Genomic DNA, 22,953 nt, shown 5'->3' on the forward strand with positions numbered 1-22,953 from the left:
CAGGGTCGTCGGGCCGCTGCCGCGTGAGCCAGGGGTTATGGTCTGTTCGACAGACACAGGAAGGCTTTCGAGTTGATCTACGGCGCAATGAAGTTCTCCATCGGCGGTTCACTGAAGCTCGCTTTCAGGCCGTGGGTGGAGGGCCTCGAGAACATTCCCGCGGAGGGGCCGGCGATCCTCGCGAGCAACCACCTGTCCTTCTCCGACTCCTTCTTCCTTCCGGCCGTGCTGGACCGGAAGGTCACCTTCATCGCGAAGGCGGAGTACTTCACCTCCCCGGGTGTCAAGGGCAAGCTGACGGCCGCCTTCTTCAAGGGCGTCGGCCAGCTCCCGGTGGACCGCTCCGGTGCGCGCGGGGCCGGCGAGGCCGCGATCAAGAGCGGCATCGAGGTCATCGAGCGGGGGGAGCTGTTCGGTATTTACCCCGAGGGCACGCGTTCACCCGACGGACGCCTGTACCGAGGCAAGCCCGGCGGTCTGGCCCGCGTGGCCCTGGCCACCGGCGCCCCCGTGATCCCGGTGGCGATGATCGACACCGAGAAGATCCAGCCGCCCGGCAAGGTGGTGCCCAAGCTGATGCGCCCGGGCATCCGGATCGGCAAGCCGCTGGACTTCAGCCGCTACCACGGCATGGACGGCGACCGCTTCATCCTGCGTTCGGTGACCGACGAGGTCATGTACGAGATCATGAAGCTCTCCGGCCAGGAGTACGTCGACATCTACGCGACGGCGGCGAAGCGCCAGATGGCCGATGCGGAGAAGGCCGAGAAGGCCGAGAAGGCGGAGAAGACCGGCAAGGCCGAGAAGGCCGACGGCAAGCCGGAGTAGGTCGGGCGGTACCGCCCGCAGGGGGTGGGGGAGATGGCGAAACGCGAACGCGTCGTACGCATGTCGGTCGAGCAGCCGCTTTGGCGTGCCCTGACGGTGTACCGGCTGCTGACGATGGTCTACGCGGTGCTGCTGTTCGCCTCCGCCTACAAGCGGTACCCGCACCCCTGGATCGCGGCCGGCTACCTCGCCTGCCTCGCCGTCTGGACCCTGGCCACCACCTCGAAGGTGGCCAACGCCGCCAGCTGTACCAAGGGCTTCCTCGTCGCCGACCTCACCGTCGCCATCGTCGGGATCGGGCTGACCCCGCTCGCCGACACCCACGAGCGGATCACCGGGGGCGGTCCCACCCTCCCCACGATCTGGACCGGGGGCGCGGTCCTCGGGTTCGCCATCAAGGGCGGCTGGCGCTGGGCCTGCTTCGCCTCCACCTTCGTGGCCGCGGCCACCATCCTCATCCACGGCGGCCAGCCCACCCGGGACGCCCTGCACAACGTGCTGCTCGTCTGGGTCTCCTCCGTGGCCATCGGCTACGTCGTCGAGGTCGCCCGGGCCAGTGAGAACACCCTCGCCCGCGCCCTGGAGATCGAGGCCGCCACCCGCGAGCGCGAGCGCCTCGCCCGCGACATCCACGACGGGGTCCTCCAGGTCCTCGCCATGGTCCAGCGGCGCGGCGCCGAGGTGGGCGGGGAGGCCGCCGAGCTGGGACGGATGGCGGGGGAGCAGGAGGTGGCGCTGCGCACGCTGGTCACCACCGGCCTGGCGCGCCCCTCCCGGGTCTCCTCCGACGAGTCGCGCGGCGCGCTGGTGGACACGTACGAGGTGGACGATTCGGGCGCCGACGACGGTGAGCTGGACCTGCGCACGCTCCTCGCCCCGCACGCCGGGTCCCGGGTGAGCTTCGCCGAGCCGGGCACCCCGGTGCCGCTGCCGGTGCCCGCCGCGAAGGAGCTGGCCGCGGCGGTCGGCGCCGCCCTCGACAACGTGCGCAAGCACGCGGGCGAGGGGGCCAGGGCCTGGATCCTGGTCGAGGACTGGGGCGACGAGGTGATCGTGACCGTCCGCGACGACGGCCCGGGCATTCCGGCGGGCCGGCTCGACCAGGCGGAGGGCGAGGGCCGGATGGGAGTGGCCCTGTCGATCCGGGGCCGACTGCGCGACCTCGGCGGCAGCGCCGATCTGGTGTCCGTCCCCGGACAGGGCACCGAAGTGGAACTGAAGGTACCGAGGGGGAGGACCCAATGAGCACGAAGGAACCGCACGAGATCAGGGTGATGGTCGTCGACGACCACCCGATGTGGCGGGACGCGGTCGCCCGCGACCTGGCCGCCGCCGGCTTCGACGTCGTGGCGACCGCCGGTGACGGCCCCGAGGCGGTACGCCGGGCCCGCGCCGTCACCCCCGACGTCCTGGTCCTCGACCTCAACCTGCCCGGCATGCCCGGCGTGCAGGTCTGCAAGGAACTGGTCGGCGCCCACCCCGCGCTGCGCGTCCTGGTGCTGTCCGCCAGCGGTGAGCACGCGGACGTCCTGGAGGCGGTGAAGTCCGGCGCGACCGGCTACCTGCTGAAGTCCGCCGGCGCCCAGGAGCTCATCGACGCGGTCCGCCGCACCGCGGCCGGCGACCCGGTCTTCACCCCGGGCCTGGCCGGGCTGGTGCTCGGCGAGTACCGGCGCCTCGCCACCGACCCGGCGCCGACCGCCTCCGACGAGCCGAAGGCGCCGCAACTGACGGAGCGCGAGACCGAGGTGCTGCGCCTGGTGGCCAAGGGGCTCTCGTACAAGCAGATCGCGGAGCGGCTGGTCATCTCCCACCGCACCGTGCAGAACCACGTCCAGAACACCCTGGGCAAGCTGCAGTTGCACAACCGCGTGGAGCTGGTCCGGTACGCCATAGAGCGGGGCCTCGACGACGCGTAGGCACCCCCGTCACCGGGCGTCGATCACACTTTCGCCCTCGTACGAGTGAACGGGCGTACGCAACGCCCCGCGATTCCACCGGAATTGACCCCTTCAGGACCCTTGCTGTGACCTGCGTCACCACTAGCGTGACCGTCATGGCGAAGGGAGATGCAATGAAGGTCGGAGTGCTGACCGGTGGCGGAGACTGCCCCGGGCTCAACGCGGTGATCAGGGCCGTCGTCCGCAAGGGCACCCAGGAGTACGGCTGCGAGTTCGTCGGGTTCAAGGACGGCTGGCGGGGCGCGATCGAGGGGAGGACCATCCCGCTCGACATCCCCGCCGTCCGCGGCATCCTGCCCCGCGGCGGCACCATCCTCGGCTCCTCGCGCACCAACCCGTTCAAGACGGAGAACGGGGTGCGCGACATCAAGGACAACCTCGCGAAGTACGAGGTGGACGCGCTCGTCGCGATCGGCGGCGAGGACACCCTCGGCGTCGCCGCCAAGCTGTACGAGGAGTACGGCATCCCCTGCGTCGGCGTGCCCAAGACGATCGACAACGACCTGTCCGCCACGGACTACACCTTCGGCTTCGACACCGCCGTCGGCATCGCGACCGAGGCGATCGACCGGCTGCACACCACGGCCGAGTCGCACATGCGGGTGCTCGTCGTCGAGGTCATGGGCCGGCACGCCGGCTGGATCGCACTGCACTCGGGCCTCGCGGGCGGCGCCAACGTCATCCTCATCCCGGAGCAGCGCTTCGACATGGACGAGGTGTGCGCCTGGGTGACCTCCCGCTTCAAGGCGAGCTACGCCCCGATCGTCGTGGTCGCCGAGGGCGCGATGCCCAAGGACGGGGACCTGGTGCTGAAGGACGCCACCAAGGACTCCTTCGGGCACGTCCGGCTGTCGGGCGTGGGCGAGTGGCTGGCCAAGGAGATCGAGGCGCGGACCGGCAAGGAGGCCCGTACGACCGTCCTCGGGCACATCCAGCGCGGCGGCACGCCCAGCGCCTTCGACCGGTGGCTGGCGACCCGTTTCGGGCTGCACGCGATCGACGCGGTGCACGACGGGGACTTCGGCAAGATGGTCGCGCTCCAGGGAACGGACATCGTCCGGGTGCCGATCGCGGAGGCGACGGCGCGGCTGAAGACGGTGGACCCCGCGCTCTACAAGGAGGTGGGGGTCTTCTTCGGCTGAGCCGCCGGGTGTTCGCGCACCATGGGTCGTATCGTGACGAACGGCCCATGGTCCGGCGTACGGGAGTCAACGTGGAGATCCTCGCATTCGGCGTGCAGGCGGACGAAAAGCCGATGCTGGAGGCGGCGTTCGCGGGCCTGCACGAGGTGCGCTGCCTGGACGTCTTCCTCAACGAGGACACCGCGCCCATCGCGGCCGGGTACGAGGTGGTCTCGTCGAGCGTCAACGCCGACCTGAGCGGGCGCGTGCTGCGGATCCTGGCCGCCGGCGGGACCCGGATGATCGCCCAGCGCTCCACCGGCTTCAACAACATCGACCTGGACGTCGCGCGGCAGCTCGGGCTGACGGTGAGCCGGGTGTCGTACTACTCGCCGTACTCGGTGGCCGAGTTCGCCTGGACCCTGGCGATGGCGGTGAACCGGCGGATCGTCCGGGCCGCGACCCGGACCAGGGACTTCGACTTCCGCCTGGACGGGCTGATGGGCCGCGACATGCACGGCCGCACGGTGGGCGTGCTCGGCACCGGCAAGATCGGGGAGGCGTTCACCCGGATCGCGCACGGCTTCGGCATGAACCTGCTGGGCTGGGACGTGGCGCGGAACCCGGCGTGCGTGGAGCTCGGCATGAAGTACGTGGACAAGGAAGAGCTGTTCGCGTCCTCGGACCTGATCAGCCTGCACGTGCCGCTGCTGGACGCCACGCGCCGCATCGTCGACGCGGCGGCGCTGGAGCTGATGCGGGACGACGCGATCCTGATCAACTCCAGCCGCGGCGGGCTGATCGACACCGACGCGCTGGTCGCGCAGCTGCGGGCGGGCCGGTTCGCCGGCGTCGGCCTCGACGTCTACGAGGCCGAGGCCGGCGTCTTCTTCCTGGACAAGTCCCTGGAGGCCGTCGAGGACGACACCCTGGCGCGACTGGTCACCTTCCCGAACGTGGTGGTGACCTCGCACCAGGCGTACTACACGCGCGACGCGGTGGGCCAGATCATCGCCACCACCGTCGCCAACGTCACGGACTACCTGACGGGCCGCCGCTCCGAGAACACCCTCGTGCCGTCCTGATACCGCCGGCCCAGGGCCGGGGCCGCTGCGCAGATCCAGCCCCTCCGGCGTTTGAGGAGCGGGGTCTGGGGCGGAGCCCCAGGAGCCCCCGCGCAGCGGTGGCTCGGCAGTTACGCCGGGGCCGGGGCCATCACGCCGGTCAGGAGCTCGCGCAGCAGATCCGCGCCGCGGAGGGTGAGCACGGACTCCGGGTGGAACTGGACCCCCGCGAAGCCCGCCGCAGAGCGAAGTGCGTGGACCTCCCCGGTCGCCGGGTCGCGGGACACCTCGACGCCCGCATCCGCCAGCCGGCTCTCACCCGCTTCGTCGCAATGTGCCGTGTACGTGTTGTAGAACCCGACCACCTCCTCCGCCCCGAACAGGTCGATCCGGGTCTGCGCCCCCTGCGCCGGTTCCGCCTTGCGGATCAGCGGCAGCCCCAGCTCGGCCGCCAGCAGCTCGTGCCCCAGGCAGACCCCGACCAGCCCGTGCCGGTGCCCGGCCAGCAGTTCCGCCGCCAGCGCGCGCAGCATCCGCATCTTGGGGTCCGAGGCGTCCGCCGGGTTGCCCGGGCCGGGGCCCAGGACGATCGGGCCCGCCCAGGACAGGGCCGCCGCCCGCAGCCCCGGATCGTCGTAGCGGCGTACGGTCACCTCCAGCCCGGCCACCCGCAGGACGTGCGCCAGCATCGCCGTGAAGGTGTCCTCGCCGTCCACCACCAGCGCGTGGCCGGTCAGGGAGGACGGCCGCTCCTGCATGCGCAGCCAGAAGGGGGCCAGGTCCGACCGCCGGGCCGCCAGGGCCGCCCGCACCCGCGGGTCGTCCGCCAGCCGCGCGCCCTCGAAGGCCGGCCGGGGTGCGGCCGGCCGCACCCCGAGCGCCGCCAGCACCCCCGCCGCCTTCGCGTGCGTCTCCGCGACCTCGCCCGCCGGGTCGGAGTGCCGTACGAGCGTGGCGCCGACAGGCACCCGCAGCGTGCCGTCCGGGGCGATGTCGGCGGTGCGGATCAGGATGGGGGAGTCCAGCGTCTGCGCCCCGGCCGCGTCCTGCCCGAGCAGTGCCAGGGCCCCCGCGTAGTAGCCGCGGCCGCCGCTCTCGTACCGCTCGATCACGCGGCAGGCGTTCTGCACCGGCGAGCCGGTGACCGTCGCCGCGAACATCGTCTCGCGCAGCACCTCCCGCACGTCCAGCGAGGAGCGCCCGCGCAGCTCGTACTCGGTGTGCGCGAGGTGGGACATCTCCTTCAGCCGCGGTCCGACGACGACCCCGCCGCGATCGCCGACGGTGCACATCATCTTGAGTTCCTCGTCGACGACCATCGACAGTTCCTCGGTCTCCTTGCTGTCGCCGAGGAAGGCGAGGAGGGAGTCCACGGTGGGGCCCCCGGCCGGATACCGGTAGGTGCCGCTGATCGGGTTCATCACGACGGTGCCCCCGGACATCCGCACGTGCACCTCGGGGCTGGCCCCGACCAGGGTCCGCTCGCCGGTGTGGACGACGTACGTCCAGTACGCGCCGCGCTCGCCCAGCAGCAGCCGCCGGAACAGGGCGAGGGCGTCGGCCCGGCCGAAGCCGTCGATGCGGCCCTCGTAGGTGCGCCGGATGACGAAGTTCGCGCCCTCGCCGCGGCCGATCTCGTCCTCGATGACCCGCTCGACCGTGGCCGCGTACTGCGCGTCGGGGACGTCGAAGCCGCCGCCCTCGACCCGCACCTCGTGCGCCGGCAGCGCGGCCAGCGCCTCGGCGAGCGGGATCTCGTACGCCTCCTCGGCGGCCAGCACGCTCAGCGGCGTGCCGTCGTCGCGTACGTCGAACCCGCGCTCCCGGATCTGCCGGAAGGGGACGAGCGCGAGGGTGGGCAGCTCACGGACGGGCAGGTCGGCGAGGTGTTCGGCCTCGTGGACGGCGCCGATCAGCACCTCGACGGTGTCGTGGTCGCGGCCGGGGGTGCGCCGGCGCAGCAGGGCGAACGGCGGGCAGGAGTCGTCGAGCAGGCGGCTCAGCCGGTCCGACGGGTTCGGCTGGTCCGGCAGGTTCGGTCGGCTCGGTCGGTTCAGGGGCCTGGGGGCCATGGGCGGGGCGTCCTTCCGGTGGGAGGAACGGCGCGCCCGCGTCGGAAACACGGAAGGCCGCCCCTCGGGGCGGCCTTCGCGTCGTCGCGTGTCGTGTCGTCTCAGGTACGCGCGAGAAGTGGGCCGCCGGGAGCGGGCCACCACCAGTTCTGGTTCGAGTGCGCGTACATGGGAGGCACCTTAGCCCAGGGCGGCCCCGCGGCGCCGGATCCGTCTCACGGCGTGAGCTGAACCATGGATTCCGTTCCGCAGGGGTCCCCCTGCCTTCGAGCAGGACCGTCTCACGTTGTGGGCGGAGGGCGGGATGGGCCGTATGACGCCGTAATGTGTACGAGGTGACCGTGAACGCTGAAACCCAAGCCCCCGCCGCCAAGGCGACCTGGCGAGACCTTCCCGCGGCGCAGCAGCCTTCGTACCCCGATGCCGAGGCTCTGCGCGCTGTCGTCGCGGACCTCGAGTCGTATCCTCCGCTGGTTTTCGCGGGTGAATGCGACCAGCTGCGTGCCCGTTTGGGAGCCGTCGCCAAGGGCGAGGCGTTCCTCCTCCAGGGCGGCGACTGTGCCGAGGCCTTCGACGGCGTGTCCGCCGAACACATCCGCGCCAAGCTGAAGACGCTGCTCCAGATGAGTGCCGTACTGACGTACGCGGCCTCCGTGCCGGTCGTCAAGGTCGGCCGCATCGCGGGCCAGTACTCCAAGCCGCGCTCCAAGGACACCGAGACCCGCGACGGCGTCACCCTGCCGACCTACCGCGGCGACTCCGTCAACGGCTTCGCCTTCACCGAAGAGGCCCGGATCCCGGACCCCGAGCGGCTGAAGCGCATGTACAACGCCTCCGCCTCCACGCTCAACCTGGTGCGTGCCTTCACCACCGGTGGTTACGCCGACCTGCGCCAGGTGCACGCCTGGAACCAGGACTTCGTGAAGTCCTCCCCGTCCGGTCAGCGGTACGAGCAGCTGGCGCGGGAGATCGACAACGCGCTGAACTTCATGAAGGCGTGCGGCACCGACCCGGCCGAGTTCAAGGCCGTCGAGTTCTACGCCTCCCACGAGGCGCTGCTGCTCGACTACGAGGGCGCGCTGACCCGCACCGACTCGCGTACCGGCAAGCTGTACGACACCTCGGGCCACATGGTCTGGATCGGTGAGCGCACCCGCCAGCTGGACCACGCGCACATCGAGTTCTGCTCGCAGATCGCCAACCCGATCGGCATCAAGCTCGGCCCCACCACCACGGTGGACGAGGCGCTGACGTACATCGACCGCCTGGACCCCGAGCGCGAGCCGGGCCGGCTGACCTTCGTCGTCCGCATGGGCGCCGACAAGGTCCGCGACAAGCTCCCCGAGCTGGTCGAGAAGGTCACCGCCTCCGGTGCGGTCGTCGGCTGGGTCACCGACCCGATGCACGGCAACACCTTCGAGGCGGCCTCCGGCCACAAGACGCGCCGTTTCGACGACGTGCTCGACGAGGTCAAGGGCTTCTTCGAGGTCCACAAGGCGCTGGGCACCCACCCGGGCGGCATCCACGTCGAGCTCACCGGTGACGACGTCACCGAGTGCGTGGGCGGCGGCGACGAGATCTTCGTCGACGACCTGCACCAGCGCTACGAGACGGCCTGCGACCCGCGGCTCAACCGCAGCCAGTCCCTGGACCTGGCGTTCCTGGTCGCGGAGATGTACCGGGACCAGTAGGGATCAGTCAGTACCTTCGTACGACTGTGGGGCGCGGATCGATGTGATCCGCGCCCCACAGTCGTATCCAGGGCTTTTAGGTGACCCTAACTTTGGGTACGGTTAGGTAAGCCTCACCGAATAGGGGATGGCTCGTCGAACCATTCCGCCCAGGGAGGTGAACCGCGTGTACGTCTGCTCTTGCTTCGGGATCACCGACAAGCAGGTCAAGGACCACGCGGCCGCCGGGGCCTGCACCCCGCGGCAGATCGCCTCGGCCACCAAGGCCGGCACGGACTGCGGCTCCTGCGTGCGCACCATCCAGGGCATACTCGGCCGCGGCGCCTGCCCGCGCCGGGAGCTGCTGGAGAAGGGTGACGCGGCGGCCGTGCTCGCCGCCGAGACGGAGCGTTCGCCCGCACTGGCGGAAGCGGCCTGATCGGTCGATCCGGCCTCCGGACCGGCTGTCAGCTCGGCTGCTCGATCAGCTGCGCGATGTAGAGCGGCTCGCCCAGGGACTCGATGAGCTCCAGCTGGGTGTCGAGGTAGTCGATGTGGTGCTCCTCGTCCTCCAGGATCTCCTCGAAGAGGCGGGCCGACGTGATGTCGCCCTTGCCGCGCATGACCTCGATACCGCGCTTGAGCCGGTCGATGGCCTCGACCTCGACCTGGCGGTCCGCCTGGAACATCTCCGTGAGCGTCTGTCCGACGCGCACGTGGAAGAGCCGCTGGTAGTTCGGCAGGCCGTCGAGCATCAGGATGCGCTCGGTGATCTTGTCCGCGTGCTTCATCTCGTCGATGGATTCTTCACGCGTGTACTTGGCGAGCTTGGTCCAGCCCTTGTTGTCCTGGATGCGGTAGTGCAGCCAGTACTGATTGATGGCCGTCAGCTCGCCGGTCAGCTGCTCGTTCAGAAACTCAAGGACCTCGGGGTCGCCCTGCATCGCAGAGGCTCCTTCCAGGCAATGTCAGTTACATGACGGGGCTGGGGGTACCTCCCAGTGCTCACTGGGGGATCTGCGCGCATCCTTGCACTGCCGCCGGAGGCCGTCCAGTAAGTGCCTCCTTAGTGGGAGTTGCCGTGACTTGCCCGAATCGGTCCAGACCTGGTCATGACCACCCTGCCCAGTCTGTCACCATGGAGTCATGGGTCAGCCGGAAAGCCGGGAATCTCCGGGAGCAGAGCCGCTGGAGCTTCCACCGGGGCAGCGGCTGCAGCGGGGCTGGCCGGTCACCCATTACGGGCCCGTGCCCAAGTTCAAGCCGGACCGCTGGGAATTCCGGGTCTTCGGCGCGACGGCCGACGGGGACAAGCACTGCTGGAACCACGAGGAGTTCACGGCCCTGCCGTTCGAATCCGTCGTGGCGGACCTGCACTGCGTCACCAAGTTCAGCATGCAGGGCGCCGAATGGGGCGGTGTGCTCGCCCGCGAGATCCTGGCCCTGGCGCCGCCCGCGCCGCAGGTCACGCACGTGATGGTGTGGGCCGAGTACGGCTTCAGCTCCAACATGCGGCTGGCCGACTTCGCTTCTGAGCGGACCGTCTTCGCCACCCACCAGGGCGGTGAACTGCTCACCGCCGAGCACGGTTTCCCCGTACGGCTCGTGGTTCCGCACCTGTACGCCTGGAAGGGCCCCAAGTGGGTGCGCGGCGTCGAGTACATGACGGCCGACCGTCGCGGCTTCTGGGAGGAGCGCGGCTACCACAACATAGGCGACCCCTGGCGCGAGCAGCGCTACTCGTACCAGGAGGAGCCGGGGGACGGCCCCGAGCTGTAGGGCCCTCAGCGGTGGTACTGGTGCACGACCGCGTGGCCCTTGCCGCGGCCGATCATCCACTTGTTGACCGGGACCGTGACGACGAAGGCGACGGCGAGCGAGAGTGCGAGCACCGTCCAGAACAGCGGCTCCGAGAGGTGCGCGTCCATCGCGCCGGGCCACAGGGCGATCACTCCGTTGTCGATCAGCTCCATGACGGCGATCGAAAGGGTGTCGGCGGCCAGGGCCACCCGGATGGCCGTACGGAGGTCGACGCCGGCGGAGAGGATCCCGCGCAGGGTGAGGGCGTAGCCGAAGAAGAACGCCAGCACGATCGCCAGGATCATGGTGGACAGGTTCCCCCACCCGAGTGCCGTGCCGATGATCATGCCCAGCACCTCGCCGATGGCGCACCCGGTGAGGCAGTGGAGGGTGGCCCGGGCGGCCATGGCCCAGGTGGCCTGGCCCGCGTGATGCTCGTGACGTTCGTGGTGCTCGTGTTCCGCGTGTGCCGGCTCCATGACGACCCCCTGCTGGGAAATGCCGAGTAGCGGTGCTGTCGAAGTGACAGAACCGTATACCCCCAGGGGGTATTCCTCAAGGGATCACCGGACAGCCCGGATCACTGCGGGCCGCGCAGCTCCTTCAGCAGCGCCACGTCCGCCGCATGCCCTTCCTTGCCGCCCGGGGTCTCGGTGATCAGCGGTACGCCCTCCATCGCGGGGTGCGTGAACAGCTCGGCGAAGGCGTCCCGGCCGATGTGGCCCTGCCCGATGTTGGCGTGCCGGTCCTTGTGGGCGCCCACGCCCTCCTTGGAGTCGTTCGCGTGGACCAGCTTCAGCCGGCCCTCGCCCACGGTGTCCACCAGCAGGTCGAGCGTCACCTTGGTCCCGCCCGGCTCCGCCAGGTCGTGACCGGCCGCGAAGATGTGGCAGGTGTCCAGGCAGATCCCCAGTTTCGGGTGGTGGTCGAGCGCCTCGAAGTACGGGCCGAAGTCCCAGGTGCGCGAGCACAGCGAGGAACCCTGCCCCGCCGTGGACTCCAGCAGCAGGAAGGGGTCGTCCTCGTGCGTCAGCTCGTCCAGCAGCGGCAGCATGTGCTCCCTGACCTGCGCGTACGCCGCCTCGCGCGGCCGGCCCCCGGTGGCCGACCCGGTGTGCACGACCACGCCGAGCGCACCGATCTCCCGGCCGCGGCGCAGTGAGTGGCGCAGCGACTCCACCGACTTCTCCACGGTGGCCTCGGTGTGCGAGCCGAAGTTGATCAGGTACGGCGCGTGCACGTACGCCGGGATCGACTCGGCCGCGCACTGCGCCCGGAACAGCTCGTCCTGGGCCGGATTGCCGACCGGGGTGGCCCAGCCGCGCGGATTGGCGACGAAGACCTGGACGGCCTCGGCGCCCATCTCGCGGGCGTAGGCCAGCCCGACCTTGGCGAGGCCGCCCGCCACGGGGACGTGCCCGCCGACCGGATTGCGTATCACTGCGGCTACAGCCCCTTGGTCCGGATGGTGATCGTGCTGCCCTCGGGGGCGTTCAGCCCGCCCAGCACCGACTGGGCGTCCACCGTGTTGCTGAAGGAGAGGAAGGGACGCTCCACCTTCACCTTGAAGCCGGCGGCCTCCAGCGCCTTGCGGGCCGCGTCCACGTCCTGGCCGGTCACGTTCGGGACCGGAACCAGCCGCGGACCCTTGGACACGGTCAGCGTGACCGTGTCACCGGCCGCGGCCTGGGTGCCGGCGCCGACCGACTGGTTGGCGACCGTGCCGGCCGCCGCGGGGGAGTTGACCTGCTCGGGGGCGGTCGCCACCTTGAGCCCCAGCGCCTCCAGGCCGGCCGTCGCCTGGTCGACGGGGAGCCCGGTCACGGTCGGGACCTGCACCGGGCGGCCCTTGCTGACGACGAGCGAGACCGCCGTGTCCGGCGCCCGCTTGTCGCCGACCGCCGGATCGGAGCTGATCACCGAGCCCTGCGGGACGTCCTGGCTGAAGGCCTGCGTGACGATGCCGGGCGCCAGCCCGGACTTCGTCAGCTCGGCCTTGGCCTCCTCCAGCGGCCTGCCCTTCAGGTTGGGCACGGCCACGACCTCGGGGCCGCGGGAGATGGTGAGGGTCACCGCGCCGTTGCCGCGGATCCGCCGGCCGCCCGGGGGATCAGTGTTCATCACCGTCCCGCGGTCGAAGGCGTCGCTGAACTTCCGGTCGACCGCCTTCACGCCGAGCCCCGCCGCGGACAGCTGGGACCGGGCCTGCGCCTCGGTCTTGCCGAGCAGGTTCGGGACCTTCGTGAACTGGCCGGAGTTGATGTACCAGACGCCGGTGCCCACCCCGAGGGCGAGCAGCACCCCGGCGATGACCAGGAACACGCCACGGCGGGGCCGCCCGGCGGGCGCCTGCCGGTGCGCGGCGGGCGGCGGGGGCGGCGTCTCCAGCCGCGAGGTGAGGTTCACGGGCTGCGCGGCCACCGGGCGCGCGATCACACCTGTGCGGTCCTCGGCGGAGGACCGCGCCTCGGCGCGCGCCTGCGGCGGTACGGCGTCCAGCTCGGCGTCGCTGAGCCGGCCGCGGGCCTCGCGGGCGAGGCCGAGCAGCGCGGCGGCGTCGGAGGGGCGCAGCTCGGGATTGCGGGCGGTGGCGTCCGCGACGAGCTCGTCGAGCCGGACGGGGAGCCCGGGGACCGCGGCGGAGGGGGGCGGGACGTCCTCGTGGAGGTGCTGGTAGAGCACCTGTGCGGGGCTGTCGCCGAGGTGGGGCTTGGCGCCGGTGAGCATCTCGTAGAGCACGACACCGCAGGCGTAGACGTCCACGCGGGTGTCGGCGACGCCGCTCTCGATCTGTTCGGGGGCCAGGTAGGAGACGGTGCCGAGGACGGATCCGGTGGTGTTCGTGACCGAGTCCACGGACCGGACCAGCCCGAAGTCGGCGACCTTGACCCGGCCGTCATCGCCGATCAGGACGTTCTCGGGCTTCATGTCGCGGTGGACGAAGCCGGCCCGGTGGGCGGCGCCGAGGGCGGCGAGCACGGGTTCGAGGATGTCGAGCGCGGCCCGCGGCTGGAGCGCGCCGCGCTCGCGGAGCACGTCGCGCAGGGTGCAGCCGGAGACGTACTCCATGGCGAGGTAGACGTACGGCCCGTCCGTGCCCTGGTCGAAGACGGCGACCACGTTGGGGTGGGCGAGCCGGGCCACGGACTTCGCCTCACGGATGAAGCGGTCGACGAAGGCGGCGTCGGCGGCGAGGGCCGGATGCATCACCTTCAGGGCGAGCACGCGGTCGAGGCGGGTGTCGACGGCCCGGTAGACCGTGGCCATGCCGCCGGCCGCGATGCGGGCGTCGATGCGGTAGCGGCCGTCGAGCACGCGCCCGACGAGGGGGTCATCCAGGGTCGTATCCACGCCGCGAGTCTATTGGGGCGCCGCGACTCCCCCGCCTGGGTGGTCCGCCTTGCAGCGCAGCTGTGACGTCCGGACCGCCTGAGCCGCCTCGAACGCCGGCGGGGCTGAACACAGCCCCGCCGGCGTTTGAGGCGCGGGCGCGGAGCGCCGTAAGGGGTCCGGGGCGGAGCCCCGGGAGCGGACCTGCGGGTCAGAACGCCGGGCGTTCGGGGTCCAGGTCGGCGCGGCCCTCCGCAGGAGAGGAGGCTTCGGCGAAGCGGCGTTGCGGAATGCGCCCCGCGCGAAACGCGAGCCGCCCCGCCGAGACGGCGTCCCGCATGGCGGACGCCATCAGCACCGGCTCCTGCGCCCGCGTCACCGCGGAGGCCAGCATCACCGCCGCGCAGCCCAGTTCCATCGCGAGGGCGGCGTCCGACGCCGTGCCCGCGCCCGCGTCCAGGATGACCGGCACCGACGCCCGCTCCGCGATCAGCTCGAAGTTGTGCGGGTTGCGGATGCCCATTCCCGAGCCGATGGGGGACCCGAGCGGCATGATCGCCGCGCAGCCCACGTCCTCCAGCTTCCGCGCGAGCACCGGGTCGTCGTTCGTGTAGGGGAGGACCGTGAAGCCCTCGTCCACCAGGATCTCGGCGGCGTCCAGCAGCTCGACGCCGTCCGGCAGGAGGGTCCGCTCGTCCGCGACCACCTCCAGCTTGATCCAGTCCGTGCCCAGCGCCTCCCGGGCCAGCCGGGCCGTGAGCACGGCCTCGCCCGCCGTGAAGCAGCCCGCCGTGTTGGGCAGGACCGCGATGCCGAGCCGGGTCAGGACGGAGAGGACGGAGCCCTGGACCGTGGGGTCGAGGCGCCGCATCGCGACCGTGGTGAGTTCGGTGCCGGACGCGACCAGGGAGCGTTCCAGCACGTCCAGGCTCGGGGCCCCGCCCGTGCCCATGATCAGGCGGGAGGAGAAGGTCCGGCCGCCCAGGGTGAGGAGGTCGTCGGCCATGCCGCTCAGCCCCCCTGGACCGCGGTGAGGATTTCGACCCGGTCGCCGTCGCCCACCGGCGTGGCCGGCCACTGCCCGCGCGGGACCACGGTCTCGTTGAGGGCCGCGGCGACGCCGGAGGGGGCCGCGGTCAGGGTGGCGACCACCGTGTCGAGCGTGGTGCCGGCCGCGAGCTCGCGCGGCTCGCCGTTGACGGAGACGGATACGGGGAGGCTCATGCGTACGACTCCTGACGTGCGGCGGAGAACCGGCGGGGGCTGAAGGGGCGCGCGATCTCCGGAAGTTCGCCGGTGGCCAGCAGCTCGGCGAGCACCTCACCGGTGAGCGGGGTCAGCAGCACCCCGTTGCGGTAGTGCCCGGTGGCCAGGTGCAGGCCCGGCAGGTCGGTCGGGCCGAGCAGCGGGGCGTTGTCGGGCGAGCCGGGGCGCAGCCCCGCCCGGGTCTCGGTGAGGGGGAGTTCGGTGATGCCGGGAACCAGTTCGTGGGCGTCGCGCAGGAGTTCGTAGACCCCGCCCGCGGTGACCGTGGTGTCCCAGCCGAGTTCCTCGCTGGTGGCGCCGACGACGAGCTCGCCGTTCTCGCGCGGCACCAGGTAGACGTGGCTGCCGCGGACGACCGCCCGGACGGTCCGGGAGAGGAACGGCGCGTAGGCCGGGGGCACCGACAGCCGCAGGACCTGTCCCTTGACCGGCCGTACGGGAGGCACCACCTCCGCCGGTACGCCCGCCAGCCGGCCGCTGAGCGAGCCCGCCGCCAGCACCACCTGGCCGGCGCGCAGCTCCGTACCGTCGTCGAGCGCGGCACCGGCCGCCCGGTCGGCGGTGACCAGCAGCCGTTCCACCGCAGCCCGGTGGATGATCACGCCGGCCCGCTCGCAGGCGGCGAGCAGGGCGGCCGCGAGCCGGCGCGGGTCGACCTGGTGGTCGCCGTCCACGCGCAGGCCGCCGCGTACGCCCGGGGCGAGCATGGGCTCCAGGCGGCGGCACTCGCGGCCGGTGAGCCACTCGGACTCCAGGCCGCAGCGGCGCTGGAGCGCGTGCAGTTCCCGCAGGTGGAGGCGGTCGTCGGCGTCGAGGGCGACGGCGAGGGTGCCGCAGGTGCGGAAGCCGATGTCGATGCCGCCGCTCGCGTCGGCGAGCTCGGCGGCGAACTCGGGATAGCGGGCGGCGGAGGCGAGGCCGAGGCCCAGCAGAGCTTCCTCGCCGTAGTGCAGTTCGGTGACGGGGGCGAGCATGCCGGCCGCGACCTGGGCGGCGCCGCCGCCGGGCGCCGGGTCGGCGAGTACGGTGCGCAGTCCGCGCGCCGCGGCCCGCCAGGCGGTGACCAGGCCGATGATCCCGCCCCCGATGACGAGGACGTCGGATCCCTTCCGAGATGTTCGGGATGAGTGCATGGGCGTCCAGCCCCTCCCTTCGCCGGCATGACCCGGATCAGGTTCGTACGGTCGGAGGCCGGCCAGCCTCCCTCTCAGCCCGGTGCGCCGGACTCCCGCGATAGGTACGGTGGCCAGACTAACCCGGCCGTGGACGGCCGGTAAGGCGGCACCTATTCCTGACGGAGCGTCAGATGACTAGGGTGGCCGGGTGAGCGAGCAGACGGAACACAATCAGCGCGGCGTCGTGATCGTCGGCGCCGGAATGGCCGGGGTGCAGACCGCGGTCGCCCTGCGCGAGCAGGGCTTCGACGGCCCCCTGACCCTGCTGGGAGCCGAACCCCACCAGCCCTACGACCGCCCCCCGCTGTCCAAGGCGGTCCTGCTCGGCAAGGCCGAGGACTCCGCCTTCGACGTGGACTTCGAGGGGCTCGGCATCGAGCTGCGGCTCGGCACCGAGGTCACCGGACTGCGGGCCGCCGACCGCGAGCTGGACACCGAGGCCGGCCCGGTCCCGTACGGGGTCCTCGTGCTGGCGACCGGCGCCGAGCCGCTGACCCTGCCCGGCACCGAGGGCGTCCCCGGCGTCCACCTGCTGCGCACCCTGGACGACGCGGCACGGCTGCGCCCGGTCCTGGCGGCGGCGCCCTCGACGGTGGTCGTCGGGGCGGGCTGGATCGGCGCCGAGTTCGCCACCGCGGCCCGTGAGGCGGGCTGCGCGGTGACCGTGGTCGAGGCGGCGGACCGGGTGCTGGCGGGGGCGCTGCCCGCCGAGGTCGCCGAGCCGATGGCCCGCTGGTACGGGGAGGCCGGCGCCGAGCTGATCACCGGCGCGAAGGTGGCCGGGATCGAGGAGGGGCGGGTCCTGCTCGCGGACGGGCGGACCCTGCCGGCCGGCGCGGTCGTCGTGGGCATCGGCGCCCGGCCCGCCACCGGATGGCTGGCCGGGACCGGGGTGGAACGGGGCCCCGACGGCTCGGTCACCGCCGACGCCCACCTGCGTACCTCCCTGCCCGGGGTGTACGCCGTCGGCGACTGCGCCTCCTTCCCGTCCGGGCGGTACGGGAAGCGGCTGCTCGTCCACCACTGGGACAACGCGCTCCAGGGGCCGCGGACGGTCGCGGCGAACATCCTGGCCGGAGCCGGGGCGGCCGGGGCGGCGGGCGAGGTCTACGACCCGGTGCCGTACTTCTGGTCGGAGCAGTTCGGGCGCTTCGTGCAGTACGCCGGGCACCACGGCGGGGCCGACACCCTCCTCTGGCGCGGCGACCCGGCCGGAGCGGCCTGGTCGGTGTGCTGGCTGCGGGCCGGCGCCCTGGTCGCGGTCCTGGCGGTGGGCCGCCCCCGGGACGTGGCCCAGGGCCGGAAGCTCATCGAGGCGGCGGTGCCCCTGGACCCGTCCAAGGTCGCGGACCCCGCCACGCCCTTGAAGTCGGCCACCGCCTGACGGCTCCGGGGCTCCGCCCGCACCGGGGTCCGGGGCGGAGCCCCGGAGCGGGCGGCGACCCGTACGGGGCTGCCCAGGTACCGGCGGCGGAGCCGAGATGGCAGGCTTGTCTCCGTGACCCAGATTGACGCAAAGATCGATGCCCTTGTCCCCTCGTGGCTGCACCTCCCCGACATCGCGGAGATGCTGAACGTCGAGGTGACGCGGGTCCGCCAGATGGTGAAGGAAGGGCAGCTCATCGCCGTACGCCGGGGCGAGAACCGCGCCCTGCAGGTACCGGCTCCCTTCATCGACGGTGACAAGGTCGTCAAGGGCCTGGTCGGCTTGCTGACCGTGCTGCGCGACGACCGCTTCACCGACGAGGAGATCCTGGAGTGGCTCTTCACCGAGGATCCGACCCTGCCCGGCACGCCCGTGCAGGCGCTGAGCGAGAATCGCGGCACGGAGGTGAAGCGCCGCGCTCAGGCGCTCGCCCTCTGACCTGATCCGCAGCTCGCTCCACCGCGGTGTACGGGCGCCGCGCCCGTACACCGCCTCCACCACGGGGGGTTCACCCATGCAGCTGTCCGACGCCCGGCTCTACCTCTGCACGGACGCCCGCAAGCGGCAGGGTGACCTCCCCGAGTTCCTCGACGCCGTCCTGGCCGGAGGCGTGGACATCGTCCAGCTCCGGGACAAGGGCATGGAGGCGGGGGAGGAACTCGAACACCTCCGCGTGTTCGCCGAGGCCGCACGCCGCCACGGCAAGCTCCTCGCCGTGAACGACCGCGCCGACGTCGCCCACGCCATCGGCTCCGACGTCCTGCACCTCGGCCAGGGCGACATCCCCGTCCCCGCGGCCCGCGCCATCCTCGGCGAGGGGGTGCTGATCGGCCGTTCCTGCCATGCCGAGGACGAGGTCGACGCGGCCGTCGCCGAGCCCGGCGTGGACTACTTCTGCACCGGCCCCTGCTGGCCCACGCCCACCAAGCCCGGCCGCCACGCCCCCGGCCTGGGGCTGGTCCGGTACGCGGCCTCGCTGGAGCAGGACCGCCCCTGGTTCGCCATCGGCGGCATCGACAGCACGAACCTGGACGAGGTGCTGGACGCCGGCGCCACCCGCGTCGTGGTCGTCCGCGCCCTCACCGAGGCCACCGACCCCGGTGCGGCCGCCGCGGAGCTCGCCAAGCGCGTCCGGGCCCGGCTCGGCTGAGTCCTGTCCGCCCGGACACAGGGCGAGCGGAGGGTGCAGGACGAGGGCCTAGCGCCTCGTACCCCCGCTTGACCAGACCCCGCCCTCCAGGTGTCCAAAAACGTGTCCAAAAGGCGGACAGCGCTTCGGTGACCGGCCGGCCGCGTCTAACCTGCCCACATGGCCTCTGGTACCGCTTCCACCTGGTCGGATCGTGCACACACGGTCCGCGACCTCCTCGCGTCCGGGCGCTCGTACTCCTTCGAGTTCTGGGCCCCGAAGACGGAGAAGGGCGAACGCAACCTCTGGAACGCCCTGCGCCGGGTCGAGGCGGTATCCCCCAGCTTCGTCTCCGTGACCTACGGAGCCGGCGGCTCCACGCGCGGCGGCACGGTGAAGGCCACCCAGGAGATCGCCGCGGACACCACCCTGACGCCCGTCGCGCACCTCACCGCCGTGGACCACTCGGTCGCCGAGCTGCGCAACGTCATCGGGCAGTTCGCCGACGCCGGGATCCGGAACATGCTCGTCGTGCGCGGAGACCCGCCGGGCGACCCGATGGGCGAGTGGGTGGCACACCCCGAGGGCGTGCACTACGCCGCCGACCTGGTCCGCCTCGTCAAGGAGTCCGGCGACTTCTGCGTCGGCGTCGCGGCCTTCCCCGAGATGCACCCGCGTTCGACGGACTGGGACACGGACATCCGGCACTTCGTGGACAAGTGCCGCGCGGGCGCCGACTATGCGATCACCCAGATGTTCTTCGATCCGGAGAATTATCTGCGGCTGCGCGACAGCGCCGAGAAGGCGGGCTGCGAGACCCCGATCATCCCCGAGGTCATGCCTGTTGTGGCGATCAAGCAGCTCGACCGGCTGCCCCAACTCAGCAACGCGGTCTTCCCCGCGCATGTGAAAGAGCGCATGCTCGCCGTCAAGGACGATCCGGCCGCTGTACGCTCCATTGGCATCGAGTTCGCCACGGAGTTCTGCGCGCGGCTGCTGTCCGAGGGTGTCCCGGGACTGCACTTCATCACGCTGAACAATTCCACGGCGACTCTCGAAATCTACGAGAACCTGGGCCTGCACCAGCGGGCCTGAGCGGCCGCCCCCCGTTCCCGCGCCGGCGGCCGTACCGAGAGGGGCCATGCATGGGAATGACGGTCCTCTACATCGCGTTCGGTTTCGTCGCGCTGTGGCTGCTTGCCGAGGTCCTGATGCAGTACAAGGCCCGGCTCCGCTGGCGCCTGCTCGCCTTCGCGGGCTTCCTCGGCGTGGTCGCCGGAGTGGTGCTGCCGTCGGTGCCGGTCATCGGGGCCGGCGCGGCGGCGTTCGCCGTGGGCCAGACCCTGGTGACGCTCTCCTTCCGCAAGGGCTTCGTCGCCGGCTGGGCCCTGCGCCGTGGCGGGGAACCCGTACGGCAGTCCAGACGCCGCCGGTCCGGAAGCCCGGCGGCGAAGCAGGAGCCGGCGCTCCAGGTCACCGCGTTGCAGTACGAGGACGCCGACGGCGCCGGGGACGGGCCCGTCGAGGAGCGGTCGTTCCGGGACGCGCCGCCGGTGGTCTACAGCCCGGAGCCGGTGCCCGAGGACACCGGGTCCTACGGGATACAGAGTCTCGCGCCCGAGGCCGCCCAGACGGCGGCCTTCGCCTCGCCGTTCACCACGGCGGAGCAGGACGCCCACCAGTACGCGGCGTACTACGACCAACAGAACCAGGGCGGCTACGACTACTCGGGCGGCTACCCGACGGGCGACCAGCAGCAGGTCTACGCCGCCTACTCGGACCCGTACATCGGCACCGGCGGCGGCGTCGTCCCGCCCCAGCCGTACGACTACACCCCGTATGCCGACTACGGACAGCAGCAGTACTCCACGGACACCCCGCCCGGCGGGGTCTGGGTCCCCCAGCAGCGGTCCACCGACGGGGCCGGCCAGCCCTACCCGATGGAGGACCAGGGCGAGCCGCAACAGCAGCAGTACCCGTACCCCCAGCAGGGCGGGTACGAGCAGTACCGCTACTGACGGCTCACTGCGAGCCGCGGAACTCCGTGCCCTCCACGATCAGCCCGGCCACCAGCGCCCCGGTCATCCCGGCGTGCGGCAGCCCGCCGCCGGGATGCGCCCAGCCGCCCGCCAGGTAGAGCCCGGGCACGTCCGTGGTGTTGGCCGGGCGGAGCAGCCGGCCGCCGGCCCCCGCGAGGGCGGGCGGCGGCACCGCGCCGCCCGGCGCACCGGTCGCCGCCTCCCCATCGGCCGGGGTGCGCACCTCCTGCCACAACAGCCGCTCCCGCAGCCCCTGGACGGCCTTCTCCGCGAGGTCCAGCAGCTGCCCGGGATCCGCGGTCCCGGGCCCGTACACGGCGCTCACGGTGACCGCCTCGTGCTCCGCGTCGGGCCGGGTGGCGGGGTCGTCCGGGCGTGCCACGGTGACCTGCGCCCCCGGCGCGTGCACCAGGGTGCGGTGGACGGCCGTGGCGGGGCGGGCCCCGCGCAGCGCGAGCAGCAGCGTGATCCGGCCGGGCGGCTCCGCCCCGCGGGCCGGGACCGCGTGCGCCGCCCGCCGGGGCGGGCCGGCGGACAGCTGCCGGGGGTCGATCGCGCAGACCACGTGGTCGGCGGCGACCTCGCTGCCGTCGGCCAGCAGCAGCCCCGCCGCGCGCCCGTCGCGGACCAGGACCTCGCGCACCTCCGCCCCGAACGTGAAGGCGACCTTCCGCTCCAGGCAGCGCTCGTACACGGCGGTGGCCAGGGCGCGCATGCCGCCGCGCACGTACCAGCTGCCGAAGGTCTGCTCCATGTACGGGAGGACCGTGGCCGAACCGGGTGCGGTGGCGGGGTCGATCCCGTAGGTGCGCACGACGCCGGTCAGCAGTTCGCCGAGCGCGCCGCCCAGCTCCCGGTCGGCCACCTCGGCGAGGGTCGGCGGGCGGCGGCGCAGCAGCCCGCCGCGGCGCAGGGCCGGGTACGGGTCCTCGCACAGCGCCTGCCGGGTCCTGTCCCGCAGCGGTTCCTCCAGCAGCGGGCGGCGGGTGGCGTCCCAGGCGTCCCGGGCGCGGCCCAGCAGGGCGTTCCAGCGCTCGCCCGCGCCCTGGCCGAAGGCGGTGTCGAGGGCGGCGGCGACCCCGCCGTGCGAGGCGCCGGGCAGGGTGACGTCGATGCCGTGGTGGGGGAGGACGTGCCGGACGGCGGGGTCCACCTGGACCAGGTCGACGCAGTCCTCCAGAGCCCGCTTGCCGGTCTTCACGAACAGGTCGCGGTAGACGGCGGGCAGGTGCAGCAGGCCGGGCCCGGTGTCGAAGGCGAAGCCCTCGCGCTCGTAGCGGCCGACGGCGCCGCCGTAGGTCGCCCCGCGCTCGTACACCGCCACCTGATGCCCTGCCACGGCCAGCCGGGCCGCCGTCGCCATCGCGCCCATGCCGGCGCCGATCACCGCAATTCGTGCCATGCGGCCGAGCCTATCGACCCCCTCGGGCCGGCCGTGGTCAGAGGGGTGGGGCCCCGGTGACCTCGCGGGCCTCGGCGGCCAGCCGCTTCTCCTCGCGGCGCTGGGCACGGCGGCGCAGGAAGCGGCGGATCCGGCTCCAGAGGAAGAAGAGTATGGCCAGTCCGGCGGCCAGCAGCACGGCCGCGATGATCGCGGCGGCCTGCGGGTTGAACATCGCGAAGGTGACGAGGCCGGCCACACCGAGGTCCTCGGCGATGCTCATGCCCACGTTGGTGAACGGCTCGGGCGAGGTGTTGATCGCCATCCGGGTGCCGGCCTTGACGAAATGGCTGGCCAGCGCGGTGGAGCCGCCGATCGCGCCGGCGGCGATGTCCGACAGCGAGCCGCTCTGCCCGGCCAGCAGCGCACCGATCACGGCTCCGGCGAGCGGGCGGATCACGGTGTGGACGGTGTCCCATATCGAGTCGACGTACGGGATCTTGTCGGCGACCGCCTCGCAGAGGAACAGCACCGCGGCGACGATCAGCACGTCCGTGCGCTGCAAGGACGCCGGGACCTCGTCGGTCAGACCGGTCCGGCCGAAGACGCCGAGCAGGAGGACCACGGCATAGGCGTTGATCCCACTGGCCCAGCCGCTGGTGAAGACCAGGGGGAGCACACTCATTGGATC

Annotated in this window: 23 protein-coding genes and 1 riboswitch; of the genes, 13 read left to right on the plus strand and 10 right to left on the minus strand. The window is 72.2% G+C overall.

The window, feature by feature from the left end; genetic code table 11:
• The first annotated feature begins 87 nt into the window (after positions 1-87).
• The 5 genes from ACFYZ4_RS07385 (at position 88) to ACFYZ4_RS07405 (ending at position 4,995) form a co-directional block, all read left to right on the plus strand.
• Positions 88-828 (plus strand): lysophospholipid acyltransferase family protein, encoded by a 741-nt coding sequence (locus ACFYZ4_RS07385; protein WP_390783437.1) that lies wholly within the window; start codon positions 88-90, stop codon positions 826-828.
• Positions 829-861: 33 nt separating this feature from the next.
• On the plus strand, positions 862-2,073 hold the full coding sequence (gene macS / locus ACFYZ4_RS07390) for a MacS family sensor histidine kinase (RefSeq protein WP_351304178.1): 1,212 nt from the start codon (positions 862-864) through the stop codon (positions 2,071-2,073).
• Positions 2,070-2,747, plus strand: a complete 678-nt coding sequence (locus ACFYZ4_RS07395) for a response regulator (RefSeq protein WP_390783314.1) — start codon at positions 2,070-2,072, stop codon at positions 2,745-2,747. The genes macS and ACFYZ4_RS07395 overlap by 4 nt, the downstream gene beginning before the upstream one ends.
• Before the next feature lie 155 nt (positions 2,748-2,902).
• Entirely contained in the window at positions 2,903-3,931 is a 1,029-nt protein-coding gene (locus ACFYZ4_RS07400; RefSeq protein WP_351304172.1) for a 6-phosphofructokinase, read from the plus strand.
• A 71-nt stretch (positions 3,932-4,002) separates the two neighbouring features.
• A complete protein-coding gene (locus ACFYZ4_RS07405; RefSeq protein ID WP_390783315.1) occupies positions 4,003-4,995 on the plus strand; it encodes a 2-hydroxyacid dehydrogenase in 993 nt (330 codons plus the stop codon).
• Positions 4,996-5,105: 110 nt separating this feature from the next.
• Here the strand turns inward: ACFYZ4_RS07405 and ACFYZ4_RS07410 are convergent, their stop codons facing one another.
• On the minus strand, positions 5,106-7,046 hold the full coding sequence (locus ACFYZ4_RS07410) for an anthranilate synthase family protein (protein ID WP_390783316.1): 1,941 nt from the start codon (positions 7,044-7,046) through the stop codon (positions 5,106-5,108).
• Positions 7,047-7,381: 335 nt separating this feature from the next.
• Between ACFYZ4_RS07410 and ACFYZ4_RS07415 the strand changes: the two genes are divergently transcribed.
• Positions 7,382-8,737 (plus strand): class II 3-deoxy-7-phosphoheptulonate synthase, encoded by a 1,356-nt coding sequence (locus ACFYZ4_RS07415; RefSeq protein WP_351303669.1) that lies wholly within the window; start codon positions 7,382-7,384, stop codon positions 8,735-8,737.
• 166 nt (positions 8,738-8,903) lie between these two features.
• Positions 8,904-9,155: a (2Fe-2S)-binding protein gene (locus ACFYZ4_RS07420; RefSeq protein ID WP_351303672.1), complete on the plus strand. Its 252-nt coding sequence runs from the start codon at positions 8,904-8,906 to the stop codon at positions 9,153-9,155.
• Between the two features lie 28 nt (positions 9,156-9,183).
• On the opposite strand, the gene bfr is transcribed toward ACFYZ4_RS07420, so the two are convergent.
• A complete protein-coding gene (gene bfr / locus ACFYZ4_RS07425; protein WP_030010525.1) occupies positions 9,184-9,660 on the minus strand; it encodes a bacterioferritin in 477 nt (158 codons plus the stop codon).
• A gap of 202 nt (positions 9,661-9,862) precedes the next feature.
• Here bfr and ACFYZ4_RS07430 point away from each other — a divergent pair, with 202 nt between their 5' ends.
• Positions 9,863-10,495 carry a sulfite oxidase-like oxidoreductase gene (locus tag ACFYZ4_RS07430; protein ID WP_351303675.1) on the plus strand — a complete coding sequence of 211 codons (633 nt, stop codon included), beginning with the start codon at positions 9,863-9,865 and terminating at the stop codon, positions 10,493-10,495.
• A gap of 5 nt (positions 10,496-10,500) precedes the next feature.
• Here the strand turns inward: ACFYZ4_RS07430 and ACFYZ4_RS07435 are convergent, their stop codons facing one another.
• The 6 genes from ACFYZ4_RS07435 to thiO form a co-directional block, all read right to left on the minus strand.
• Complete coding sequence (locus ACFYZ4_RS07435; protein ID WP_390783317.1) at positions 10,501-10,995, minus strand: DUF4396 domain-containing protein; 495 nt, start codon at positions 10,993-10,995, stop codon at positions 10,501-10,503.
• A 101-nt stretch (positions 10,996-11,096) separates the two neighbouring features.
• Complete coding sequence (locus tag ACFYZ4_RS07440; protein WP_351303683.1) at positions 11,097-11,954, minus strand: deoxyribonuclease IV; 858 nt, start codon at positions 11,952-11,954, stop codon at positions 11,097-11,099.
• A gap of 8 nt (positions 11,955-11,962) precedes the next feature.
• A complete protein-coding gene (pknB, locus tag ACFYZ4_RS07445) occupies positions 11,963-13,867 on the minus strand; it encodes a Stk1 family PASTA domain-containing Ser/Thr kinase (RefSeq protein ID WP_390783318.1) in 1,905 nt (634 codons plus the stop codon).
• A 190-nt stretch (positions 13,868-14,057) separates the two neighbouring features.
• The gene (locus ACFYZ4_RS07450; RefSeq protein ID WP_390783319.1) at positions 14,058-14,852 is read right to left on the minus strand and encodes a thiazole synthase; all 795 of its coding nucleotides are present in this window, start codon (positions 14,850-14,852) and stop codon (positions 14,058-14,060) included.
• Positions 14,853-14,857: 5 nt separating this feature from the next.
• On the minus strand, positions 14,858-15,070 hold the full coding sequence (thiS, locus tag ACFYZ4_RS07455; protein WP_351303621.1) for a sulfur carrier protein ThiS: 213 nt from the start codon (positions 15,068-15,070) through the stop codon (positions 14,858-14,860).
• Positions 15,067-16,245, minus strand: coding sequence for a glycine oxidase ThiO (gene thiO, locus ACFYZ4_RS07460; RefSeq protein ID WP_351303624.1), 1,179 nt, complete (start codon positions 16,243-16,245; stop codon positions 15,067-15,069). Before thiO ends, thiS begins: the two co-directional genes overlap by 4 nt.
• Positions 16,243-16,354, minus strand: a riboswitch (TPP riboswitch). It overlaps the preceding gene by 3 nt.
• A gap of 81 nt (positions 16,355-16,435) precedes the next feature.
• On the opposite strand from thiO, the gene ACFYZ4_RS07465 reads away from it, so the two are divergent.
• From ACFYZ4_RS07465 to ACFYZ4_RS07485, 5 genes are all read left to right on the plus strand, one after another.
• Positions 16,436-17,671 (plus strand): FAD-dependent oxidoreductase, encoded by a 1,236-nt coding sequence (locus ACFYZ4_RS07465; RefSeq protein WP_351303627.1) that lies wholly within the window; start codon positions 16,436-16,438, stop codon positions 17,669-17,671.
• A 114-nt stretch (positions 17,672-17,785) separates the two neighbouring features.
• A complete protein-coding gene (locus ACFYZ4_RS07470; protein ID WP_351303630.1) occupies positions 17,786-18,151 on the plus strand; it encodes an Rv2175c family DNA-binding protein in 366 nt (121 codons plus the stop codon).
• A gap of 76 nt (positions 18,152-18,227) precedes the next feature.
• A complete protein-coding gene (gene thiE / locus ACFYZ4_RS07475; protein ID WP_030707381.1) occupies positions 18,228-18,863 on the plus strand; it encodes a thiamine phosphate synthase in 636 nt (211 codons plus the stop codon).
• Positions 18,864-19,022: 159 nt separating this feature from the next.
• Positions 19,023-19,937: a methylenetetrahydrofolate reductase [NAD(P)H] gene (gene metF / locus ACFYZ4_RS07480; RefSeq protein WP_351303634.1), complete on the plus strand. Its 915-nt coding sequence runs from the start codon at positions 19,023-19,025 to the stop codon at positions 19,935-19,937.
• A 50-nt stretch (positions 19,938-19,987) separates the two neighbouring features.
• Positions 19,988-20,860: a hypothetical protein gene (locus ACFYZ4_RS07485; protein WP_351303637.1), complete on the plus strand. Its 873-nt coding sequence runs from the start codon at positions 19,988-19,990 to the stop codon at positions 20,858-20,860.
• Between the two features lie 4 nt (positions 20,861-20,864).
• Here ACFYZ4_RS07485 and ACFYZ4_RS07490 read toward each other — a convergent pair whose 3' ends face one another.
• Together ACFYZ4_RS07490 and ACFYZ4_RS07495 are read right to left on the minus strand one after the other, a co-directional pair.
• Entirely contained in the window at positions 20,865-22,283 is a 1,419-nt protein-coding gene (locus ACFYZ4_RS07490; RefSeq protein ID WP_390783320.1) for a phytoene desaturase family protein, read from the minus strand.
• 37 nt (positions 22,284-22,320) lie between these two features.
• The gene (locus ACFYZ4_RS07495) at positions 22,321-22,947 is read right to left on the minus strand and encodes a DUF4126 domain-containing protein (protein ID WP_351303643.1); all 627 of its coding nucleotides are present in this window, start codon (positions 22,945-22,947) and stop codon (positions 22,321-22,323) included.
• Positions 22,948-22,953 lie beyond the last annotated feature (6 nt).

The sequence above is a fragment of the Streptomyces sp. NPDC001513 genome, assembly GCF_042894695.1.
Classification (GTDB): Bacteria; Actinomycetota; Actinomycetes; order Streptomycetales; family Streptomycetaceae; genus Streptomyces.

Bases quoted from the DNA above. Each gene is read 5' to 3' on its own strand.
- ACFYZ4_RS07490 (WP_390783320.1), bottom strand. From the start codon at position 22,283: ATGGCACGAATTGCGGTGATCGGCGCCGGCATGGGCGCGATGGCGACG.
- ACFYZ4_RS07430 (WP_351303675.1), top strand. From the start codon at position 9,863: ATGGGTCAGCCGGAAAGCCGGGAATCTCCGGGAGCAGAGCCGCTGGAG.
- ACFYZ4_RS07395 (WP_390783314.1), top strand. From the start codon at position 2,070: ATGAGCACGAAGGAACCGCACGAGATCAGGGTGATGGTCGTCGACGAC.
- ACFYZ4_RS07410 (WP_390783316.1), bottom strand. From the start codon at position 7,046: ATGGCCCCCAGGCCCCTGAACCGACCGAGCCGACCGAACCTGCCGGAC.
- ACFYZ4_RS07485 (WP_351303637.1), top strand. From the start codon at position 19,988: ATGGGAATGACGGTCCTCTACATCGCGTTCGGTTTCGTCGCGCTGTGG.
- metF (WP_351303634.1), top strand. From the start codon at position 19,023: ATGGCCTCTGGTACCGCTTCCACCTGGTCGGATCGTGCACACACGGTC.
- thiO (WP_351303624.1), bottom strand. From the start codon at position 16,245: ATGCACTCATCCCGAACATCTCGGAAGGGATCCGACGTCCTCGTCATC.
- ACFYZ4_RS07435 (WP_390783317.1), bottom strand. From the start codon at position 10,995: ATGGAGCCGGCACACGCGGAACACGAGCACCACGAACGTCACGAGCAT.
- thiS (WP_351303621.1), bottom strand. From the start codon at position 15,070: ATGAGCCTCCCCGTATCCGTCTCCGTCAACGGCGAGCCGCGCGAGCTC.
- ACFYZ4_RS07495 (WP_351303643.1), bottom strand. From the start codon at position 22,947: ATGAGTGTGCTCCCCCTGGTCTTCACCAGCGGCTGGGCCAGTGGGATC.
- bfr (WP_030010525.1), bottom strand. From the start codon at position 9,660: ATGCAGGGCGACCCCGAGGTCCTTGAGTTTCTGAACGAGCAGCTGACC.
- ACFYZ4_RS07385 (WP_390783437.1), top strand. From the start codon at position 88: ATGAAGTTCTCCATCGGCGGTTCACTGAAGCTCGCTTTCAGGCCGTGG.
- thiE (WP_030707381.1), top strand. From the start codon at position 18,228: ATGCAGCTGTCCGACGCCCGGCTCTACCTCTGCACGGACGCCCGCAAG.
- ACFYZ4_RS07450 (WP_390783319.1), bottom strand. From the start codon at position 14,852: ATGGCCGACGACCTCCTCACCCTGGGCGGCCGGACCTTCTCCTCCCGC.
- macS (WP_351304178.1), top strand. From the start codon at position 862: ATGGCGAAACGCGAACGCGTCGTACGCATGTCGGTCGAGCAGCCGCTT.
- ACFYZ4_RS07400 (WP_351304172.1), top strand. From the start codon at position 2,903: ATGAAGGTCGGAGTGCTGACCGGTGGCGGAGACTGCCCCGGGCTCAAC.